This window comes from Citrobacter sp. MGH110 (assembly GCF_001037515.1).
GTDB lineage: Bacteria > Pseudomonadota > Gammaproteobacteria > Enterobacterales > Enterobacteriaceae > Citrobacter > Citrobacter portucalensis.
Genome location: NZ_KQ089831.1, coordinates 39,352 through 57,783, shown reverse-complemented (window position 1 = coordinate 57,783; position 18,432 = coordinate 39,352). Strand labels below are relative to the sequence as shown.

Here is an 18,432-nt window from a genome sequence, read left to right as displayed (position 1 = left end):
GAGAACATGAATGGCTACTTATTCTTTTATGGATGTCACGGCGTCCCTCTCTGGCCCGACCGGAGAGATTGATCTGGGCTACGGTTCTGCCAGTTCAGAGGAAGGGATCACCGTTGCAATGGGCGGACCCAAAAACACCATGACCATCGGTGCTGACGGTGAAGTGATGCACAGCCTGCACGCGGATAAAAGCGGCACGGTAACCGTCAACCTTCTTAAGACCTCGCCGACAAACAAAAAGCTGTCGCTGGCGTACAACGCACAGAGTCAGTCCTCAGGTACCTGGGGAAACAACGTCATTGTGATCCGAAATAAGGTGAGCGGTGACATCATCACGGCGCGCAGCGTGGCATTCCAGAAACAGCCGGATAACGCCAACGCTAAGGCCGGCAATACGATGCCCTGGGTGTTTGACTGCGGCAAAATCGACCAGGTACTCGGAGAGTTTTAACAGATGGAATGCTCAATCAAAGGCCACGATTATCGCGTGGCAAAACTCAGTGTGTTTGATCAGTTGAAAGTGACGCGAAAACTGCTGCCGGTACTGGCGGGCATGATGGCAGATTTCGGGAGCATTCGCTCCCTTTTGCCTGCTGATGGCAAAATCGACAGCGCTAAGTTTGATGCGCTTAAGCCGGTGTTTGAAACCCTGCTACCGCGCATCGCTGATGTACTGTCTTCCCTGAGCGAAGAAGATACCAACGCGATTATCCATCCGTGTCTGTCTGTGGTTTCACGTAAGCACATGGACGGATGGACGCCGGTATTTAACAGCGGTCAGTTGATGTTCGATGACATCGACCTGCCGAACATGCTGCAGCTGGTGGCGCGGGTGGTCGCCGATTCACTGGGAAATTTTTTGCCCGTGAGCCCTACCAGCGCGACGCCGGACCAGCCTCAGGGCTAACCCTCAACAGCCTGCCTGACGGGCTGTCTTATCTCCTTGACCCGGTTGATGCCGGGTTAATCCCTTATTACGCGCTGAAGGATGGATCAGTCGATCTGTGCGATATCGCGCTGATGAATGACCATCTGGCCGTTAAGGCTGACAACCAGCGCCGTATTGAGAAATGGAGAGAAGATAATGAACGCTGAGACTATTAAAGATTTCCTCGTCTCGCTCGGCTTCGATATCGACGAGGCAGGTGCGGCTAAATTTGATTCAGTCCTTGCAGGTACGACCGCAAACGCCATCAAAACGGGACTGGCCGTCGAGGGGGCAGCGCTTTCTGTGGTGGCCTACACGGCGAAAATTGCCTCCGGTCTGGATAACCTCTACTGGGCGTCACAACGTACTGGTGCGACCGTTCAGGGTATTCAGTCGATTGGTTACGCTGTTTCTCAGATGGGCGGCAGCGTGGACGCAGCACGCGGCTCACTGGAAAGCCTCTCTCGGTTTGTACGTAACAATCCCGGTGCGGAAGGTTTTCTGAACCGTCTTGGCGTACAGACGAGAGACGCCAGCGGGAACATGCGCGATATGGCCGCCATTTTTACGGGTGTCGGCCAGAAGCTCAGCAGCATGCCGTATTACCGGGCTAACCAGTATGCGCAGATGCTGGGTATTGATGAAAATACTCTCATGGCGATGCGCCGTGGTGTGGGCGGTTTCTCCGGACAATACAGCGCGATGGCGAAGGCTATCGGTTTCAATGCTGATGAGGCGGCCAGAAGCTCCAACAAATTCATGACCTCCCTGCGCGAGTTCGGCGCGATGGCTGGCATGGCCCGCGACAAAATCGGCTCTAACCTTGCTGGTGGTCTGGCGGGTTCGCTGGATACCCTGCGCCGTCACATCCTGGATAACTTCCCGCGTATTGAGCAAACGCTGACGAAAGCCATAAAAGGCATTCTGGCGCTCGGGGATATTATCGGGCGGCTGTTCTTCCGGCTTATCGAAGGAACATCAGACCTTATCACCTGGTGGCAATCGCTGGACAAGCAGACGCGGGAGCTGATCTCGTTGTTTGGCGCGCTGACGATAGCGCTGCGCATTCTGAACAGTACGTTCTGGATGTCACCGATTGGCCTGATTACCGCGCTGGCGGCGGGTATTGCTCTGTTGTGGGAGGATTACAAGACCTGGAAGGAAGGCGGCCAGAGCCTGATTGACTGGGGGAAATGGAAACCGGAAGTCGACGCCGCGCTGAAGATGGTTCGTGACCTTAAAGCGACTGTTAACGACCTGGCGAAAGCGCTGGCGAAGCTGCTCAATATTGACCCCAAATCATGGTCCCTGAAGTGGGATTTCAGCAACTTCATCGACCAGATGGGCGAGTTCAGCAATATGTTGAACATGATCGCCGACTTGCTTAACGCCATCAAAGATGGTCGCTGGGCTGATGCCGCCAGCATCGGCAAACAGTTGCTTAATCAGGGGAGCGATAAGCCGTCAGCAATGCCGATGGTGACCGACAGCGCCAACGGTACCGCCGACTGGATTAAAGAGCACTGGGGCTTCGATCCTCGTAGCGTGGGCCGAACGGTGCGCGGCTGGTTTGGAGATGATGAACCAGAACAGCATGCACAGGCCGTTAAACGTGGTGAACGGAATAATAATCCCGGAAATCTGAATTTTGCAGGTCAGGCGGGAGCTTCACTGGAAAGCCCTGGCGGACGGTTTGCCAGATTCGAAACCTCCTTTGACGGTTTACGGGCGCTTTCGCGACAGTTGATGTTATATGCCGGACGAGGAATTAACAGTGTAGAGAAAATTATCTCTACATGGGCTCCCGCATCAGATAACAACAATACCGCTGCCTATATTCAGGCTGTTTCTCAGCGGCTGGGGGTAGATCCTCGCGTTGCCCTGAATATGAAAGATCCACAAACCATGTCTGCACTAATGAGCAGCATTATTCATCATGAAAATGGGCGAAACATCTATTCGAGGGAATTAATCGGGAAGGCTGCCGTCGCAGGAATTGGCGGTACTCAGGTTAGCCAGAAGAACACTTATCACATCTATGGTGGAGGTGATCCGCGTTCTGTCGGTACTGAGGTCGAGCGCCGGCAGCAGTCGGCAAACGCCCAGGTTATGCGCGGCAATCAAACGAAGGTGGGCTAATGGATATTCTCTCTACGCTCTTTCAGCAGCAGAGCCGGAAAATAGGAATGATTGTCCCCAGCGTGGTTGTTTCTGAGAAGCATACCGACACGCTGGAGATAACAGAGCACCCTGTCGAGGTCGGGGCCGCCATCGCTGACCATGCCTACAAAAAACCTTCTGAAGTTGTAATGGAGGTCGGTTTCGCAGGTGGCGGAGCGTTGCTGGATTTTGCCAGTAATCTGACGGCTACCAGCCTGCTCGGGCTGAGTCCCCAGCAGACGTATCAGGAGATACTCGACCTGCAGGCTAGCCGTATTCCTTTCGATGTGGTGACCGGCAAACGGCTGTACAGCAACATGCTGATCCGCGCGCTGGAAGTGACGACAGACAAGACAACCGAAAACGTCCTGTCTGCTGTCCTCACCCTGAGGGAGGTTCTTATCTCGCAGACGCAGCAAATCACCGTTGCGGATAAAACCAACATGAAGGACGGCGCCAGCACGTCGGCGGTACTCAATACTGGCACCAAAACTACTAAGCCGCCAAATACCTCGCTGCTGCAAAGCATATCGGGTAACGCGGCGTCATTACTGGGGCTCGGCTAATGGCAATTCAGGAAATCCCGCTGACAGCGGATAACCAGCAATTCAGCATCATCCTGGCGGGGACGACGTGGCGGATTAACATTATCTGGCGCGATCTGTACTGGATTATGGACCTGCAGAACGACAGAGGGGAGCCGGTAATCTCCGGTATTCCTCTCGTCACGGGTGCTGACCTGCTGGCGCAGTACGGCTATATGGGGCTCGGCTTTAAGCTGGTGGTGGTCTGTGACGACAGCACACAAGATTATCCGACGAAAACCGACCTGGGCGGCAGCAGTCATTTACTGGTATCAACGGAGTAAGCATGTCACAGAATTGGATGAGACATTTCGAGCTGCAGCTTGTGGACGAGAACGGGCAGGGTATTGAGCTCAGTGATTTTAAAGTGACCTTTACGATCGACTGGTTCAACATCAGCAGCGCGTCACGCGTGGGAACGTTCAAAATCTACAACCTGTCAGCTGATACGGTGAACCGCATCACCGGGCAGGAGTTTTCGAAAGTGCGGCTGATTGCCGGTTACGACGGTATCGCGCCAGAGGTATCGGCCAGCGACGTCGGGACCGTGCGGGAAGTCGATGCGGCGGATGTGGGCCAGATTGACGGTCGCAACTACGGGTTGATTTTCAGCGGCGAAATTCGCTACTCGGTCACAGGAAAAGACAGCCCCATTGATACCTACGTCCTGATTCAGGCAGCCGATACGGATCTGGCTTTTGCCACCAGCATAACCTCGCAGACTCTGGCAGCCGGTTACACGGTCGCAGATGTGAACCGTGCGCTGATGAAAGACTTTGAGGTCAAAGGCGCAACCGAAGGCCTGACGCCTGAAATGCCTCCGACTGTATTCCCTCGAGGCAGGGTGCTGTTCGGCATGACCCGGCATCTTATGGATTACGTGGCCGGACAATGTGGCGCCACATGGCAGTTCGTGGACGGTCAGCGCCAGATGGTGGCGAATAACGAATATATTCACGACGCGATTGTGCTCAACAGCGCCACCGGACTTATCGGCATGCCGCAGCAGACCATTGGCAACGGCGTAAACGTCCGCGCGCTGATTAATCCGAACATCCGGGTTAACGGGCTTATTCAACTGAATCAGGCTTCCGTGTACCGCACCGCGCTGTCGAACAACGATATCGCTATGGCTGGTGGGCAGATCACCGACCAGAACACGGACGGAAATATCACGCTCAGCGGCACCACGGCGCAGCCTGCCAGCATTGCAACGGATGGCGTTTATATTGTGCGCGGGATTATGTACACTGGCGATACAAGGGGCCAGGCGTGGTACATGGATATGATGTGCGAAGCGCGTGGCGCGCAGGATATGCCATCGAGCACCGCATTGCAGAGGGGACTATAGAAATGAAACGATGGATTTTTTCATTGCTGGCGTTAGCGTCTGTTGGCGTAAGTGCAAACACCATAACGATGCAATGTGGTAACTTTCGTATGGACGCGATCCCTGACTCATTATTTAAAATCAATGGCGAAACAGTAACGTCCCAAAAAGTTAAAATGTTGGGTAAAGACGGTACTGGCATGCAGATCCAAATGGGACTGATGCCTGCCAAAGATGGAAATAATTATGGATTCGAATATATCCATCGTCCGGGCAGCGAAACGCGTTTCCTGAATGTCCAACTGCTCCAGAACAGCATGGACGCGCCGAAAGTTATCGGATCTTTCCCGTGCAAGAAAGTTTCAGATTGAAAAATTGTGCGGATGAGTGATGAAAGTCAGGCTAGGTTGATGCAGTTGAAGAGGTAAGTTAGCATTAAGGAAAGGGAGATTTAATATATGGCGGCAACTTCACCTCAACTAATAACAGATCAGCTTTTTGAAAAATTATCGCCTTCGATTGAAAAAGGTGAAAACCTCATCGGCGAATTTGAACTATTTAGTATCATCCGTGATGCTAAGAAAATTCCAGTTGAGGATGAGTCATTGGCAATACAAGGGCTTGCTTGGATTGTTTTCGGTGATATGCCCAAAGGTTGTGACTTGTGCGAGGCAGCGATCTCTATAAACCCTTCTGAAGGTGCTTTATGGGGTAACTATGCAGTTGCAGTCGGACAAAAAGGTAATCATGCTTTGCAGCGAGATATACTAAAGCGTAGCGTCGTGATACGTAATCCATCATTACTGGTTTTTGATTTTATAGTCTCATCCTTTTGGGCCGATTATAGCGAGATGTCTCGTGTGAGAAATCTGTTCAAAAGCCTCGATTCTGTAGAATTAACAGAAAAGCAAGAAGGTGATTATATGAATGCGGAAACTATCTATAATACATTGGATAGATTTCCCGATGACGAGCGAAATAGTTTGTCCAGAATGGCTAATATTGCGATGGAAATAATGATAAGTCATAACCTAAAAGCCAAAAATTCTGGTCAGTATGTAGCGCCTGACGGTATGCTGTCTTTTAACTATGATGTATTTAATACCTCCGCTGATTTTATAGTTAAGTTGAATGACGAGCTTGCTACAAAAATAGTAGAGCATGGGCTTTACAACGCAAAATCAATAGTTCTTTTTACTCCAGGGGATTGAAATGTCTATAGATTCCATTGAGTTTATAAATGTCGCCCAGAAAAATCTTGAGCAAAATAAAAGCGAAATAGGATGTAGAACTGCTGTTAGTCGAGCTTACTATGGTATGTATCATTCATGTATAGAATTGACTGGCCCAGTACCAAAGCACCATCCTTTAAATGGAGTGTTGAAAGGTGGCTCTCATTCTCGACTTGCTCAGTATATGACCGAATGTGCAGAGTTGATTTCTCCAGAGAAACAGATGGAAGTGCGTAAGTTAGGTGTAAAACTTAAGATGTATCATAAATATCGTTGCGATGCAGATTATGAATTAAATAAATCCGTAACACAAAAATCTGCCGAAATAGTAATATCTGAATCCAGAAATTTAGTCAGTTGTGTAAATTCAGTAAAGTCCTCTGTCGTTTAATATCATTTCCAATAATTAGCAACCCGCCATCCGGCGGGTTTTTTGCTTTCTGGAGCCTACAAAATGGCAGTATCTGACCAGACCCGCAGCGGCGACCTTGCCGAAACATTCAAATCTGAGCGGGAAGCCACTAAAAACCAGATCCGCGTCGCTTTGCCTGGCATTATTCAGTCATTCGATCCTGATGCGGTGACGGCGACTGTGCAGCCTGCTATCCGTTACATTGAAATTGATAACGACGGGAACCGGGTTACCAGACCTTATCCGCTGCTGGTGGATGTGCCTGTGGTGTTCCCTACCGCTGGTGGCGTCACTTTAACGCTGCCAGTAAAAGCCGGCGATGAGTGCGAACTTAAGTTTCAGGACCGCTGTATTGATTTCTTCTGGCAAAACGGCGGAGTGCAGGAACCTGTCGACGACCGCATACATGACCTGTCCGACGCCACCTGCTCAGTGGGCCAAATATCTCAGCCCAACAAAATTAAGAATGTCAGCACCACGTCGGCGCAGCTTCGAAGTGTTGATGGAAGTACGTACATTGACCTTAATCCGGATACGCAGAAAATTAAAATTGTGGCGCCGGGGGGCGTGGAGGTGGTTACCCCTCTGGCCGACTTCTCGGAGAAAGTCACTATTCACGGGCTCCTGTCCTGGTTGGGCGGCATGGTGGGTTCTGTTGTCTCAGGCGTCGCATCCAAAATTACTGGCGCAGTCGAGTTTATCGGCACCGTCAAAGCTAACGGTAAATCCATCGATAATACGCACACCCACGGAGGGGTACAGCGTGGCAACGATGATACGGATGAGGTGAATTAATGCGATACAGACGTGAAGGTGCCGATGGTGATTACACCTTTGGCAGCGGCGATGACACCTGGCTGATTAACTCGCCTGAAGCCGTGGCGCAGGCTGTGAAAACGCGGTTCGCATTATGGTATGGGCAATGGTTTCTCGATACCACAGAGGGAACACCGTGGATTCAGTCTGTGCTCGGTAAACAGAAACCCGAAACCTACAACCTGGCGATCCGTAAGCGCATCCTCGAAACACGGGGCGTTAAATCCATTCTCTCTTTCAATACGACAGTGAACACAACGACGCGCCGCGTCCAGTTCTTCGCTGAAATCGACACTTTCTACGGAACAACGACAGTAACCAGCGAGGCATAAATGGCCCTCAATTTGGACACACTCGGCTTATCGGCAACGGTAACCGCTGAGGGGATCAGTGCGCCTGATTACCAGACGATACTCGATACCCTGACGAGCTATTTCCAGCAGATTTATGGTAGTGACGCTTATCTGGAGCCGGACAGCAAAGACGGCCAGATGGTGGCGCTGGTGGCGCTGGCTATTCACGATGCCAATAACACAGCTATTTCTGTCTATAACTGCTTTTCACCTGCTACCGGGTACGGTGCAGCGCTGACCAGTAACGTGAAAATTAACGGCATCGCGCGCAAAGGGGCGACGAACTCTACCGTGGATCTGGTTTTAACCGGTACCGCAGGGACAACCATCACTAACGGCACCGTGAAGGACACTAATAATGTGATCTGGCGTCTTCCTGTCTCGGTGACGATCGGTGTTGGTGGCACTGTGACGGTAACTGCAACCTGTTCAAACAGTGGAGCGGTAGCCGCGCTGACCGGGACCATCACCACCATTAATTCGCCGACTCGTGGCTGGACATCGGTAACAAACCCAGCAGCGGCCACAGTAGGTGCACCGGCAGAAACCGACGCAGAGCTGCGCATCAGGCAGGGGCAGAGCGTCGCGCTGCCGTCCATCACACCGTTTGAGGGTGTTGACGGTGCGATCGCCAACGTAGCTGGCGTGACACGTCACAAACTCTACGAGAACGACACTGGTGCAACTGATAGTAACGGGCTGCCCCCGCACTCTATTTCCGCGATTGTTGACGGTGGCGATGTGACAGAAATTGCCCAGACAATCCGGGGGAATAAGGGGCAGGGAACTGCGACTTACGGGACGACCTCTGTCACGGTACCGGACATTTACGGCAATCCTCACGTAATCAGCTTTTCGCGTTCTACTGATGTCCCAATTTACGGACATATCACGTTGAAAGCTTTTGCCGGTTACACGTCGCAAGTCGGTGTGCAGATTCAACAGGCCGTCGCGGATTACATCAACGGGCTGACGATCGGTGATTCTGTTCTGCTGAGCCGCATTTACTCCCCGGCTAACCTGGGCGTGGTCAGTGGTGGCAGTGCTCGTTATTACGACATTCAGGAACTGCTAATTGGCAAATCAGCCGGAACTGTAGCGGCGGCAAATATCAACATTGCATATAACGAGTCAGCATCCTGTAAGCCTGAAAACATTGTTCTAACGGTGACGTCATGAGCAAGTACACGGACTTAATCACCAACTATCACGCTACTAAGCCCAGGTTCTTTGATCACGTAGACCTGAGCACACGTCCATTGATTGATATCACTGCGGCCACCAGGGGACTGGTGAGCGCTTTTGATGTCGATACAGCCGTCGGTGTACAGCTCGATATTCTCGGTCTGTGGATCGGACGCAGTCGCATAGTCAGCCAGCCAATTAGCGGCGTTTATTTCAGCTGGGACACTGACGGGCTTGGATATGACCAGGGCATCTGGCAGGGGCCATATGATCCTGATTCTGGCTATACGACGCTGAGTGATGAGACGTACCGCATCATTCTGAAAGCGAAAATCGCTATCAACAACTGGGACGGCCGGAACGATTCTCTGCCTCCCATCCTTGACGCTGCGACTGCAGGCTCAGGCCTGAGGATGCAAATTGTAGACAACCAGGACATGACGATATCGGTCTGGGTATTCCCCGAGACTGATATTTCTAATGTGTCTCTTGAACTGATTGCCGCTATCAAACAGGGCTATCTCACCGTTAAAGCCGCCGGCGTATGGGCCGGTGATGTTGAAACGCCTTCGGTAGAAGCACCATCCGAGGGCTCTAAATTCTTTGGGTTTGATATGGATAACGAATACATCGGTGGGTTCGATGTTGGAGCATGGGGGACAATACTCTAATGGCAACAAACAACTTTAAACCGTTTGCGACAGCGGCAAATGCTAACGTGACGGCCCAGGCTGACTGGGAAGCGCTTCCGGCTCTACTCTCTGGTTTCATGGCAGGAAAAGCATCCAGTGCGCAGGTAAACAAAGCCATTCGACAGGCCAGCTTTATTGCGGCAGCACTGGCACAGTATACAGCCAACAAAAGTGGGCAGGACGTGCTTGATGATGGTGACCTGAACGGCTTTATCTCCAAAATGGGGACCGCTTTTGGGAAGGATTTCCAGGCGCTTGATGCCACGCTGACGGCATTGGCTGGGCTCGCAACCGGTGCAAATAAACTCCCGTATTTCACTGGAAATGATACAGCAGCACAGACTGATTTAACTTCTGTAGGCCGTGACATTATCGGGAAAAATACTATTGCAGACATTCTCACATACCTTGGTTTAGTAGATGCCACAACATCGCAGAAAGGACTGGTGCGCCTTAATGGAGGCGTAACGAATGATGACGATACATTAGCTGCCACTTCAGGGGCGGTAAAAATAGCTTATGACGCTGCAATGAACGCCTTCAATCTGGCTAAAACAAAGTACACCGCAGAAGGAGCAACAACAGCAATAGCCGGTCTTGTTCAGCTTGTTAATTCTATGGGGGGATCAAATTCTTTGGTCATGCCACAGGCCGCTGTAACCACTGCAATACAAACTTATCCCTCCCTCGGTAAAGGGCAGACACTACAGGATTTAAGAGGCTCGCGTGGGGTAGGTGTCACTTATACCAATTCAACAGGCTTTCCGATTGCGGTTTATGTCCGAATTACTGGCGGTACTTCAGCAAATTTATATGCCTATGTTGATGGTAAAGAGTTTGGTGGGGGTGGGGCAACCGCTTCCCAGACATCTATAGCAACAGCATTTTTCATTGTTCCCCATGGCGCCACTTACCGTGTGGACGCTGCCGGTGTTTCAACTGTTTTGCAGGCCTGGACGGAGTTGAGATAAAAATGAGAATGATGATGAAGTATTACAAAGACAAAGACAAAGATAATATTATATACGCTTATGATGCTTATGGTACACAGGACTCTTTCATCAAAGATGAGCTTGTTTTAATAACAAGAAATGAAGCTCTGATAATTGTAAAAATGAGATTAACTAAAGGAAAAATAATCGAGGAAGCTGAATCTGAAAAGTTATATTTAAGGCAGCGTGCAGAATCTGAAATAAACTGGAGACAGGATGCTGTTGATTTAGGTATCGCCACCAAAAAAGAAACAATAGAATTAGAACAATGGAGAAGTTATAGAGTGCAGTTGATGCGTATGGATTTATTAACTCCCGAATGGCCAGAAATACCATCGATATAGAGGGGCATTACTGCCAGTTTCGTTTTTTAATAAATAGCGCCGATGTGGCGCTATTTATATTTTTATTTTACTATGAGTGGGTTGTTTAATTTAGTAGAGATATAATTTTGTTAACTATTAATTTATCTATAATGTAAACTATAATTAGTGATGAAAAGAAAATTGCTGGCATGAAAATTAGTGTCTTAACAGCAACAAGATCAACAACAGTATCAATAGAAAAATACTTGGATATAATAACTAGGAGTATCATATGCATTAGATAAATGCCATAGGTGAATGGCGCAATCCAAGTAATTACTTTCGCTGATAACGAGTTATTACTGAATTCAATCCCTGTTATTACTATTGTAAGCATGCACGAAACAAAAAACATACTTAAACCCGTATCAAATGGTCTTGGATCAAGTCCGTATTTGTTTACACTAAGCCATGTGGCCAGAATTTGTATTATGAGGGATAATCCAAAAAGCTTTAATGCTATTTCTTTTCGGATTTTAACGCGTGCTAATAGCCCACCGATAATAAAATAACCTACCCAGACATCAATTCTTGGGAGTGGAATGATAGATTTATACCCGCTGAATATTTTAGGTATTTGATATTCATATAGTGGCCATGAGCAAATAAAAGCAATGAAAATAATTGCATGTATTGATTTGTTTTTAGGTATCGCGTCAGTTACTATTCTTAATGCTGGCAATACTAGGTATATGCCAAGAAGAACATAAACAAACCAAAGATGTGTTGCAATTGCTATTTGAGATTCAAATAGCAATTTAAAAAAACCTCTAACCCCTTCTTTATCAAAGCTTTCCGTATGGAAGTAGTAATAATTTATAAAGGCATAAATTAAAAAAGGTACAAGTAAAGTAACAAATCTTTTTCTATATTCACTGGTTAAATTATTGTTTTTTTTGTTCAATAAAAACCAACCGCTTAATATGAAAAATACAGGCAATCCGATAGCAACAATTGCTTTGAGTATCATCGATTGCAAGATTATATATGTGGGCTGGTTTGTTTCAACCATTAACGCATAATTGGGGGTTGAGTGTATACCGATAACAAACATGCAGCATATTATTCTTAGCAGGTCAGCAGAAATATTTCTCATTACAAGTTCCGTTTTATATGATTATAAAAAGCAATTAAATCATATCATTACTTAAATAATAATTAAAGCAAGGAGTACGCTTGAGTGTGAAAAATACGGCCAATGTTATTGAAGTATGAAGTAACAATGGGATTTATCGGAAGGAAGAACTCCGCCAACGCGGTATTAATTTCCGTAGTCTGACTGACAGCATAGATACCAGCATGCCTATGGGGCGGTTCTTCTTTCATGTAATGGGCGCACTGGCTGAAATGGAAAGGGAGCTTATTGTCGAACGCACCCGTGCAGGTTTAGAAGCTGCGCGCGCGGAAGGTCGCATTGGTGGCCGTAGACCAAAACTAACGGATGAGCAGTGGGCGCAGGCAGGGAGATTAATTGCTGCAGGGGAAACGCGTCAGCGCGTGGCAATAATTTACGATGTAGGAGTGTCAACACTATACCGAAAATTCCCTGTAGGCAGGGCTTAGACATGATGCAGGCCGCCGGTAAAGATTAATGCTGGCAGCCAGCACAACTTTAGAGCCCAACCTGGCGAACTGTCGGGAACTCAGACACCAGCCACATATCGGCCTCTTCAAACATATCCTCCAGCATGCGGTTCAGCTTTTCCCTATCGCTTTTGCTGGCATCGCTATTCAAGGCGTTCGCCTGCATCGGTTTCACCTTCACTTCGGCATCAGGGAAAATCTGGTGCACTCGCTTCGTCAACTCAGCCAGGATGATCTCTCTGGCCCCCGCCAACCCTTCAACATTACGCTTGTCATAAACCAGTTCAACGAACATAAAAGCCTCCGGAAAAACACTGTGATTGTATACAGTATTTTTACTGTAAAAATAAACAGTGTCAAGGCGAGCTGAGCGCGAAGAGGTGATGTATTTTTGTTACCCTTAGTTACAAATAGAAAAACCCCAGACCGTGAAATCTGGGGTTCTTTTAAAGTGCACGTGCATTTCACGTGCATATTTTTGTCTTTTCTCGGTCTGCCTGCTGTCTGGTCAGTGTCCGTAAGTGGCTGTTTTTATTGCCGCTGTCCGGTTGCAGTCCTATCAAAAGTGGTGGAGCTGGCGGGAGTTGAACCCGCGTCCGAAATTCCTACATCCTCGGCACTACATGCTTAGTCAGTCTTTACATTCGCCTGGCACCTGCGGACAGACACGCCACTACCAGACTAGCCTGATTAGTTTTAACGCTTCAACCCCAGGCAGGGCCTCCACGCGATCTCTTTTGGGTTTGACCTCTCTTTGATCCCCGTCTTAAGAGCGGAAGCTAGGGAGAGAGGGCTCAGAGCAGGTTATTAAGCTGCTAAAGCGTAGTTTTCGTCGTTTGCGACTATTTTTTTGCGGCTTTTTACGAGGCCAACCGCCCCTCGGCATGCACCTTGGGTTTCGCGAATCCCGTCGAATCCAGAATCAGCCCCAATGTGTTAGAGCAAGTATAACAGACTTGTGACACGCGTGACCAGCCCCCGCAACCCCTAATCCTCAAGGATTTAGCGCTCGCGCAGCGCTTCTTTTGCGCGATTAAACGGTTTGATTAAATAGTCGACGATGGTTTTTTCACCTGTTTTTATATCCACTGTGGCAATCATGCCCGGTACTATGGAGAAATGGCGTCCCAGTTTGTTCTGTAAGAAGTCCTGATGTGTGCGGATAAACACGCGGTAATAGAAGATTTCCGGTTTCACTTTGTCCTGAATGGTGTCCGGAGAGATGGTTTCGACTACGCCTTCCAGTCCGCCGTAAATGGCGTAGTCATAGGCGGTTATCTTTACCAGCGCCCGCTGGCCGGGATGGATGAAAGCGATATCACGCGGCGACAGGCGGGTTTCTATCAGCAGATGATCGTCCAGCGGCACAATCTCCATCATCTCGCCGTTGGGCGGGATTACGCCGCCGATGGTGGTGACCTGGATGTTTTTCACAATACCGCGCATCGGCGCGCGTACGGTCAGGCGGGTGACGGAATCCTCACGTCCTTTTAAAATCGCCGCCAGCATATCCACTTCGGCGTTGGCCTTTGACAGTGCTTCCCGCGCCTGCACGAAATATTGCGAGCGCAGATCGGTGATTTTTAATCCCAGATCGCTTTTTTGTCGTTGCAGGCGCAGCACTTCTACGTGGCTGGCAGCACCGCTTTTCTCCAGCCGTTGGGTGATGGCCAGTTCTTTATTTACTGAGATCAGTGCATCCTGAAGTTCTGCCATTGAATCCGCAAGCTGCGCGCGGCGGCTTTTATACAGGCGAGTTTCGGAGGCGATGAGATCCGGCCAGGCGCGCAGTGAATCGGGAAAGACCAGCGGCAGATCGTTAACTTCGGCATTAAGCCTTGCGCTGGAAGCCAGTGAGGCGCGATAACGGGCTGCACTCTCCCCAACGTTGGACTCAGAACGGGTGGGGTCGAGGCGGGCGACTATTTGATTGGCCTGCACTTTATCTCCCTCGCGTACCGTAAGCTCGGCGAGAATGCCGCCATCCAGCGACTGCAAGACTTGCTCTCGCGAGCTGGGGATCACTTTTCCGCTGCCGGTTGAGACTTCATCCAGCTTGCCGAAATATGCCCAGATACCCAGGACGGCAAACAGCAGCGTGCTGAGCAGAATAATACGGCTGGCCCCGGAAAAACGGTGCTCGCGGCGGATATCGAGGTCGTCCATGGCGGCATCATGCGGATTGGTTTTCATTTTTCCACTCCCGACCGTGAGTTGGGGCGGGTGCCCGGCTCGCATTTAATGCCTGCGCTTTCGGGGCATCCATAACCAGTTGGCCTTCTTTTAATACCACCACGCGTTCGACCAGCTCCAGAACCGGTACGCGATGAGTGGCGACAATCAATGTGCGGTTGCCCAGCCACTGGTTCAGGCGCTGAATAAACTCCCGCTCGGTATGTTCATCCAGCGAGGCGCTGGGTTCGTCGAGCAGCACGATATTGGGCGATCGCAGCAGCATTCTTGCCAGCAGGATCGACTGCCGTTGTCCACCGGACAAACCGTTGCCGCCCTCCATAATGGGATGCGCCAGCCCTTTGGCGAGCTGTTTAACGAAAGCTGCCGCGCCGCTGACCTCCAGCGCTTCGAAGATCTGCGAGTCGTTGGCATGCGGTGCGCCAAGGGTCAGGTTCTCGCGCAGGGTGCCGAAAAACAGCCGCGCGTTCTGGCTAAGAAAACCGATGTTGCGGCGTAAATCAGCCATATCGATCTGCGCCAGACTCAGGTTGTCGAGCCGGACATCGCCCTGGATAATCTCCACACCACCCGCCATGGCCTGCAGCAGGGTTGATTTCCCGGCACCGTTACGCCCGAGGATTGCCACGCGCTCGCCGGGCATGACCTCCAGGCGCGAGATGCGCAGCGGAACGCGCTGATCGTCGCTGTGGTAGCGAAAGTGTGCGTTCTCAAACAGATAATGGCCGTGAAAAATCTCCTGATGCACCCGGTCTTCGTCGTACTGCGTTTCGGTGGGAAGCTGCATGATGCTGTCTAACCCCATCTTCGCCGCCTTGACCTGTTGCCAGCGGGCCAGCACACCGCACAGATTAGCCATTGGGGCAATCATTCTGGAACCGAGCATCGAAGCGGCCACCACAGCCCCGGTGGTCATCGTGCCTTCAATGACCATCGGCGCGCCGAACATAATGATGGCGGCGTAGACCAGGCTTTGTACCGACATGCCCCAGCCAATCAGCCCCTGAGTCAGCCTGCGCGTGCGCAGCCCGGACTCTCCGGTAATGCGGATGTAGCTGTTCCACTGCTGTAAAAAGCGGTTTTCCGCCTGCATCAGCTTGATGTCTTCCAGCCCCTGAACGCTCTCGACCAGCACCGCGTTGCGCAGGGTAGATTCATGGGCAGCCTGGTTGGCGAGCACCGCCAGCTTTTTCTGTAACAGCAAACCGGGCAGGATCATCAGCAGGGCCGCGACGGGCGCTATCCATGCCAGCGGCGGGGCGATAAAAGCCAGCACCACGATAAACAAAAAGAAAAACGGCAGATCGACAATGGTCGACATGGTCGAGGAGGTGATCATCTCGCGAACCTGTTCCAGCTCGCGCAGTTGAGAAATGAAGCTCCCCGTCGAGCGGGGGACGGCGCTGTTACGCAGGCGCAATGCATGGCTGAACACGCGATCGGAAATGCGCATATCGGCGCGTTTGCCGAGCAGGTCCATTATGTGGGTACGCGCTTCGCGCAGCAAAAAGCCAAACAGCACCGCCACCAGAACGCCAGTGGAGAGAACATACAGCGTTGGATAAGACTGGGCGGGGATCACCCGGTCATAAACCTGCATGGAAAAGATAATCCCGGCGAGCGACAGAACGTTAATCAGAAAGGCGGCAATCATGACCGGCAGATAAGGACTAATGTCTTTTAACACCAGTTCGCGCATCCAGTCGGGCTTGAAGCGCGAAATATAGCGGTCTACCCGACTGTCCTTCAGCGCCGACAGCGGGCGCATCGCGGTAATACTCACGATCTCCGGCAGAAGCTCTGCGACCGTGAGCCGGTTACGCTGGCCCTCTTCGGCGATGATAAACACATCCAGTGCATCTTCGCCGTTGAAATGTTCTATCACCATTAGCTGGCCGTCGCGCAGTTCCGCCACCACCGGCAGACGCCACTGACCGAATACCTGCGTGGCGGTATTCAGCGCATGAAATGACAGTCCCGCCTGACGCGCCAGTTGCGACAGGGCCGTTGCCCGGCTTTTTCCCGCAAACCACGGGGCGTTGGCCTGGATTGCGCCGGGAGAACAGGCCACGCGATAGTGATTGGCAATATGCGTCATCGCCTGCGCCCACTGGCTAAGAGCGTGTTCGCTAATCGCATCTTTTGCATGTGAATCGAGGTCGCTCATAGCTTGATCTCCACCGATTGAATGCTGCGATTATTTAAGGCGAACGCCTGGCGAAGCGAGCCAGTGTTATAGAGGCAGTTCAGCTGGAGCTGGCGCAGCTGGTTTTGAGTCTGGAGTTCCGCAAAACGGGCCTGATACACCTCTTGCTCGGCGTTAAGCACGTCGAGCAGCGGGCGCGAACCGAGGTCCAGATACTGCTGTTGATAAAGCTCGCGCGTTTGTTCACTCAGTCGCTGCTGGCGGCGCAGAATCTGCAGGGCGGTGGCGAGGCTCATTGCCTGGCTGCGGGACTCCAGTAATTTTTGTCGTACTTCGAGTCGGGTGCGCTGGATGGAGTATTGTGCAGACTCTACCGCATGGCTGGCGGCGTTGCGCCTGGCGGTGAGTCCGCCCCCCTGATACAGCGGCATCTCAACTTTTACCCACGTGGAGTACTGGGTTTTGTCGAGCACCTCATGGCTGGGGTATTTGTCGTTGAGATAATGCTGAACCGACGGTTCCAAAGAGATGGTGGGCGTCATCTGCGCGTTGGCGTAATCGAGATTTGCCTGTGCCACATTCGCTTGCGCCCAGGCCGCCAGAACCGCGGGAACCAGTTTATCTTCCGGTTTGACCACATCGCAGCTGCTGTCCAGTTTGGCCGGGAATTCGTTGCTGATGCCGTTAAGTGAGTTCCAGCCGAGGTAACTCATCAATGTGGCCTTACTACTGTCGAGATTGGCCTGATACTGCGCCAGCTGAGAACGTGCAGACTCGATACGCGCATCGGTTTGCACCACGTCGGACAGCGAGGTTGCCCCTTCATCATTGCGTTGTCGGGTCAGTCGACCAATGTCGTTTAAGGCGGTGAGCTGTTCTTCGGCGGCATCCACCATTTGTTGCCACGTCTGCACCTGGACTATCGCGTTGGCGGTTGCGTGGGCGATGGTATCAATACTGAGTAACACATTCGCCTGCTGTTGTGCGGCTCCGGCGGTCTCGGCTCGGACCTGGCTTGCCACTTTGCCGAAGTCGTACAGCATTTGTGACACCGAAATAACCAGCGCCGGGCTAAAGCCGTGGTCGGTATAGGTATTGCTGTAACCGTTATTCATTCCGGCAGAAACCTGCGGGTAATATTTCGATTTCGCCACGTCGATCTGTTCGTTTTGCGAAAGCAGTTTGCCGATCGATTCACGAATAGAAGGATGCCAGCTCACGGCACGACTTACCGCGTCGTTGAGCATCAGGTTGCCGGGGGCGGCAGCGCTCAGCGGCAGATCGGCAACCGCGCCGTCCAGCGAGGGAAGCATCTGGCTGGTGGCCAGTCCTTCCGGCGTAATAATTTGCGGTTCATCTTCGGCATTCACCCGCAGGGTACAGAGCGTTAATGCCAGAAGTAATGCAACAGGCGCGACATTTCTCATAGTTTATCCCTTACAAAATACGGCAGCGACGAC

Annotated in this window: 21 protein-coding genes, 1 other RNA gene and 1 pseudogene; 17 read left to right on the top strand and 6 right to left on the bottom strand. The window is 51.1% G+C overall.

Annotated features, from left to right (window positions below):
- Positions 1 to 10: 10 nt before the first annotated feature.
- From SK38_RS16450 to SK38_RS16385, 16 genes are all read left to right on the top strand, one after another.
- Positions 11 to 451 (top strand): DUF3277 family protein, encoded by a 441-nt coding sequence (locus SK38_RS16450; protein WP_000257260.1) that lies wholly within the window; start codon positions 11 to 13, stop codon positions 449 to 451.
- 3 nt (positions 452 to 454) lie between these two features.
- The gene (locus SK38_RS16445; protein ID WP_048236527.1) at positions 455 to 907 is read left to right on the top strand and encodes a phage tail assembly chaperone; all 453 of its coding nucleotides are present in this window, start codon (positions 455 to 457) and stop codon (positions 905 to 907) included.
- 23 nt (positions 908 to 930) lie between these two features.
- Positions 931 to 1,095, top strand: coding sequence for a DUF6889 family protein (locus tag SK38_RS25235; protein ID WP_023229521.1), 165 nt, complete (start codon positions 931 to 933; stop codon positions 1,093 to 1,095).
- Positions 1,085 to 3,067, top strand: coding sequence for a lytic transglycosylase (locus SK38_RS16440; RefSeq protein ID WP_048236525.1), 1,983 nt, complete (start codon positions 1,085 to 1,087; stop codon positions 3,065 to 3,067). Before SK38_RS25235 ends, SK38_RS16440 begins: the two co-directional genes overlap by 11 nt.
- Complete coding sequence (locus SK38_RS16435; protein ID WP_048236523.1) at positions 3,067 to 3,654, top strand: phage baseplate protein; 588 nt, start codon at positions 3,067 to 3,069, stop codon at positions 3,652 to 3,654. The genes SK38_RS16440 and SK38_RS16435 overlap by 1 nt, the downstream gene beginning before the upstream one ends.
- On the top strand, positions 3,654 to 3,956 hold the full coding sequence (locus tag SK38_RS16430; protein ID WP_048236521.1) for a phage baseplate plug family protein: 303 nt from the start codon (positions 3,654 to 3,656) through the stop codon (positions 3,954 to 3,956). Before SK38_RS16435 ends, SK38_RS16430 begins: the two co-directional genes overlap by 1 nt.
- Positions 3,957 to 3,958: 2 nt before the next feature.
- Positions 3,959 to 5,023, top strand: a complete 1,065-nt coding sequence (locus SK38_RS16425) for a hypothetical protein (RefSeq protein ID WP_048236520.1) — start codon at positions 3,959 to 3,961, stop codon at positions 5,021 to 5,023.
- Positions 5,024 to 5,025: 2 nt separating this feature from the next.
- Positions 5,026 to 5,373, top strand: a complete 348-nt coding sequence (locus SK38_RS16420; RefSeq protein WP_048236518.1) for a hypothetical protein — start codon at positions 5,026 to 5,028, stop codon at positions 5,371 to 5,373.
- An 87-nt stretch (positions 5,374 to 5,460) separates the two neighbouring features.
- A complete protein-coding gene (locus tag SK38_RS16415) occupies positions 5,461 to 6,213 on the top strand; it encodes a hypothetical protein (protein WP_048236517.1) in 753 nt (250 codons plus the stop codon).
- 1 nt (position 6,214) lies between these two features.
- Positions 6,215 to 6,625, top strand: a complete 411-nt coding sequence (locus SK38_RS25040) for a HEPN domain-containing protein (RefSeq protein WP_156183270.1) — start codon at positions 6,215 to 6,217, stop codon at positions 6,623 to 6,625.
- 63 nt (positions 6,626 to 6,688) lie between these two features.
- Complete coding sequence (locus tag SK38_RS16410) at positions 6,689 to 7,441, top strand: Gp138 family membrane-puncturing spike protein (protein ID WP_048236516.1); 753 nt, start codon at positions 6,689 to 6,691, stop codon at positions 7,439 to 7,441.
- Positions 7,441 to 7,794: a contractile injection system sheath initiator gene (locus SK38_RS16405; protein ID WP_048236515.1), complete on the top strand. Its 354-nt coding sequence runs from the start codon at positions 7,441 to 7,443 to the stop codon at positions 7,792 to 7,794. Before SK38_RS16410 ends, SK38_RS16405 begins: the two co-directional genes overlap by 1 nt.
- Positions 7,795 to 8,994, top strand: coding sequence for a baseplate J/gp47 family protein (locus SK38_RS16400; protein ID WP_048236514.1), 1,200 nt, complete (start codon positions 7,795 to 7,797; stop codon positions 8,992 to 8,994).
- Positions 8,991 to 9,671 (top strand): baseplate wedge 1 family protein, encoded by a 681-nt coding sequence (locus SK38_RS16395; RefSeq protein ID WP_048236513.1) that lies wholly within the window; start codon positions 8,991 to 8,993, stop codon positions 9,669 to 9,671. Before SK38_RS16400 ends, SK38_RS16395 begins: the two co-directional genes overlap by 4 nt.
- Positions 9,671 to 10,663, top strand: coding sequence for a tail fiber protein (locus tag SK38_RS25430; protein ID WP_156183269.1), 993 nt, complete (start codon positions 9,671 to 9,673; stop codon positions 10,661 to 10,663). Before SK38_RS16395 ends, SK38_RS25430 begins: the two co-directional genes overlap by 1 nt.
- Positions 10,664 to 10,665: 2 nt before the next feature.
- Entirely contained in the window at positions 10,666 to 11,028 is a 363-nt protein-coding gene (locus SK38_RS16385; protein ID WP_231587326.1) for a tail fiber assembly protein, read from the top strand.
- 85 nt (positions 11,029 to 11,113) lie between these two features.
- Here the strand turns inward: SK38_RS16385 and SK38_RS16380 are convergent, their stop codons facing one another.
- Positions 11,114 to 12,145 (bottom strand): acyltransferase, encoded by a 1,032-nt coding sequence (locus SK38_RS16380; protein ID WP_048236511.1) that lies wholly within the window; start codon positions 12,143 to 12,145, stop codon positions 11,114 to 11,116.
- A gap of 143 nt (positions 12,146 to 12,288) precedes the next feature.
- Between SK38_RS16380 and SK38_RS16375 the strand changes: the two are divergent.
- A pseudogene (locus SK38_RS16375) lies at positions 12,289 to 12,612 on the top strand (recombinase family protein); the annotation flags it as partial.
- 49 nt (positions 12,613 to 12,661) lie between these two features.
- On the opposite strand, the gene SK38_RS16370 reads toward SK38_RS16375, so the two are convergent.
- The 5 genes from SK38_RS16370 to SK38_RS16355 form a co-directional block, all read right to left on the bottom strand.
- Positions 12,662 to 12,928, bottom strand: coding sequence for a DinI family protein (locus SK38_RS16370; RefSeq protein WP_048236510.1), 267 nt, complete (start codon positions 12,926 to 12,928; stop codon positions 12,662 to 12,664).
- 271 nt (positions 12,929 to 13,199) lie between these two features.
- Positions 13,200 to 13,563, bottom strand: a transfer-messenger RNA (tmRNA) gene (gene ssrA / locus SK38_RS24215).
- Positions 13,564 to 13,635: 72 nt separating this feature from the next.
- Positions 13,636 to 14,799, bottom strand: a complete 1,164-nt coding sequence (locus tag SK38_RS16365) for a beta-barrel domain-containing protein (protein WP_156183273.1) — start codon at positions 14,797 to 14,799, stop codon at positions 13,636 to 13,638.
- A 7-nt stretch (positions 14,800 to 14,806) separates the two neighbouring features.
- Positions 14,807 to 16,993, bottom strand: coding sequence for a type I secretion system permease/ATPase (locus SK38_RS16360; protein WP_048236507.1), 2,187 nt, complete (start codon positions 16,991 to 16,993; stop codon positions 14,807 to 14,809).
- On the bottom strand, positions 16,990 to 18,399 hold the full coding sequence (locus tag SK38_RS16355; RefSeq protein WP_008785529.1) for a TolC family outer membrane protein: 1,410 nt from the start codon (positions 18,397 to 18,399) through the stop codon (positions 16,990 to 16,992). Before SK38_RS16355 ends, SK38_RS16360 begins: the two co-directional genes overlap by 4 nt.
- Between the last annotated feature and the right edge of the window lie 33 nt (positions 18,400 to 18,432).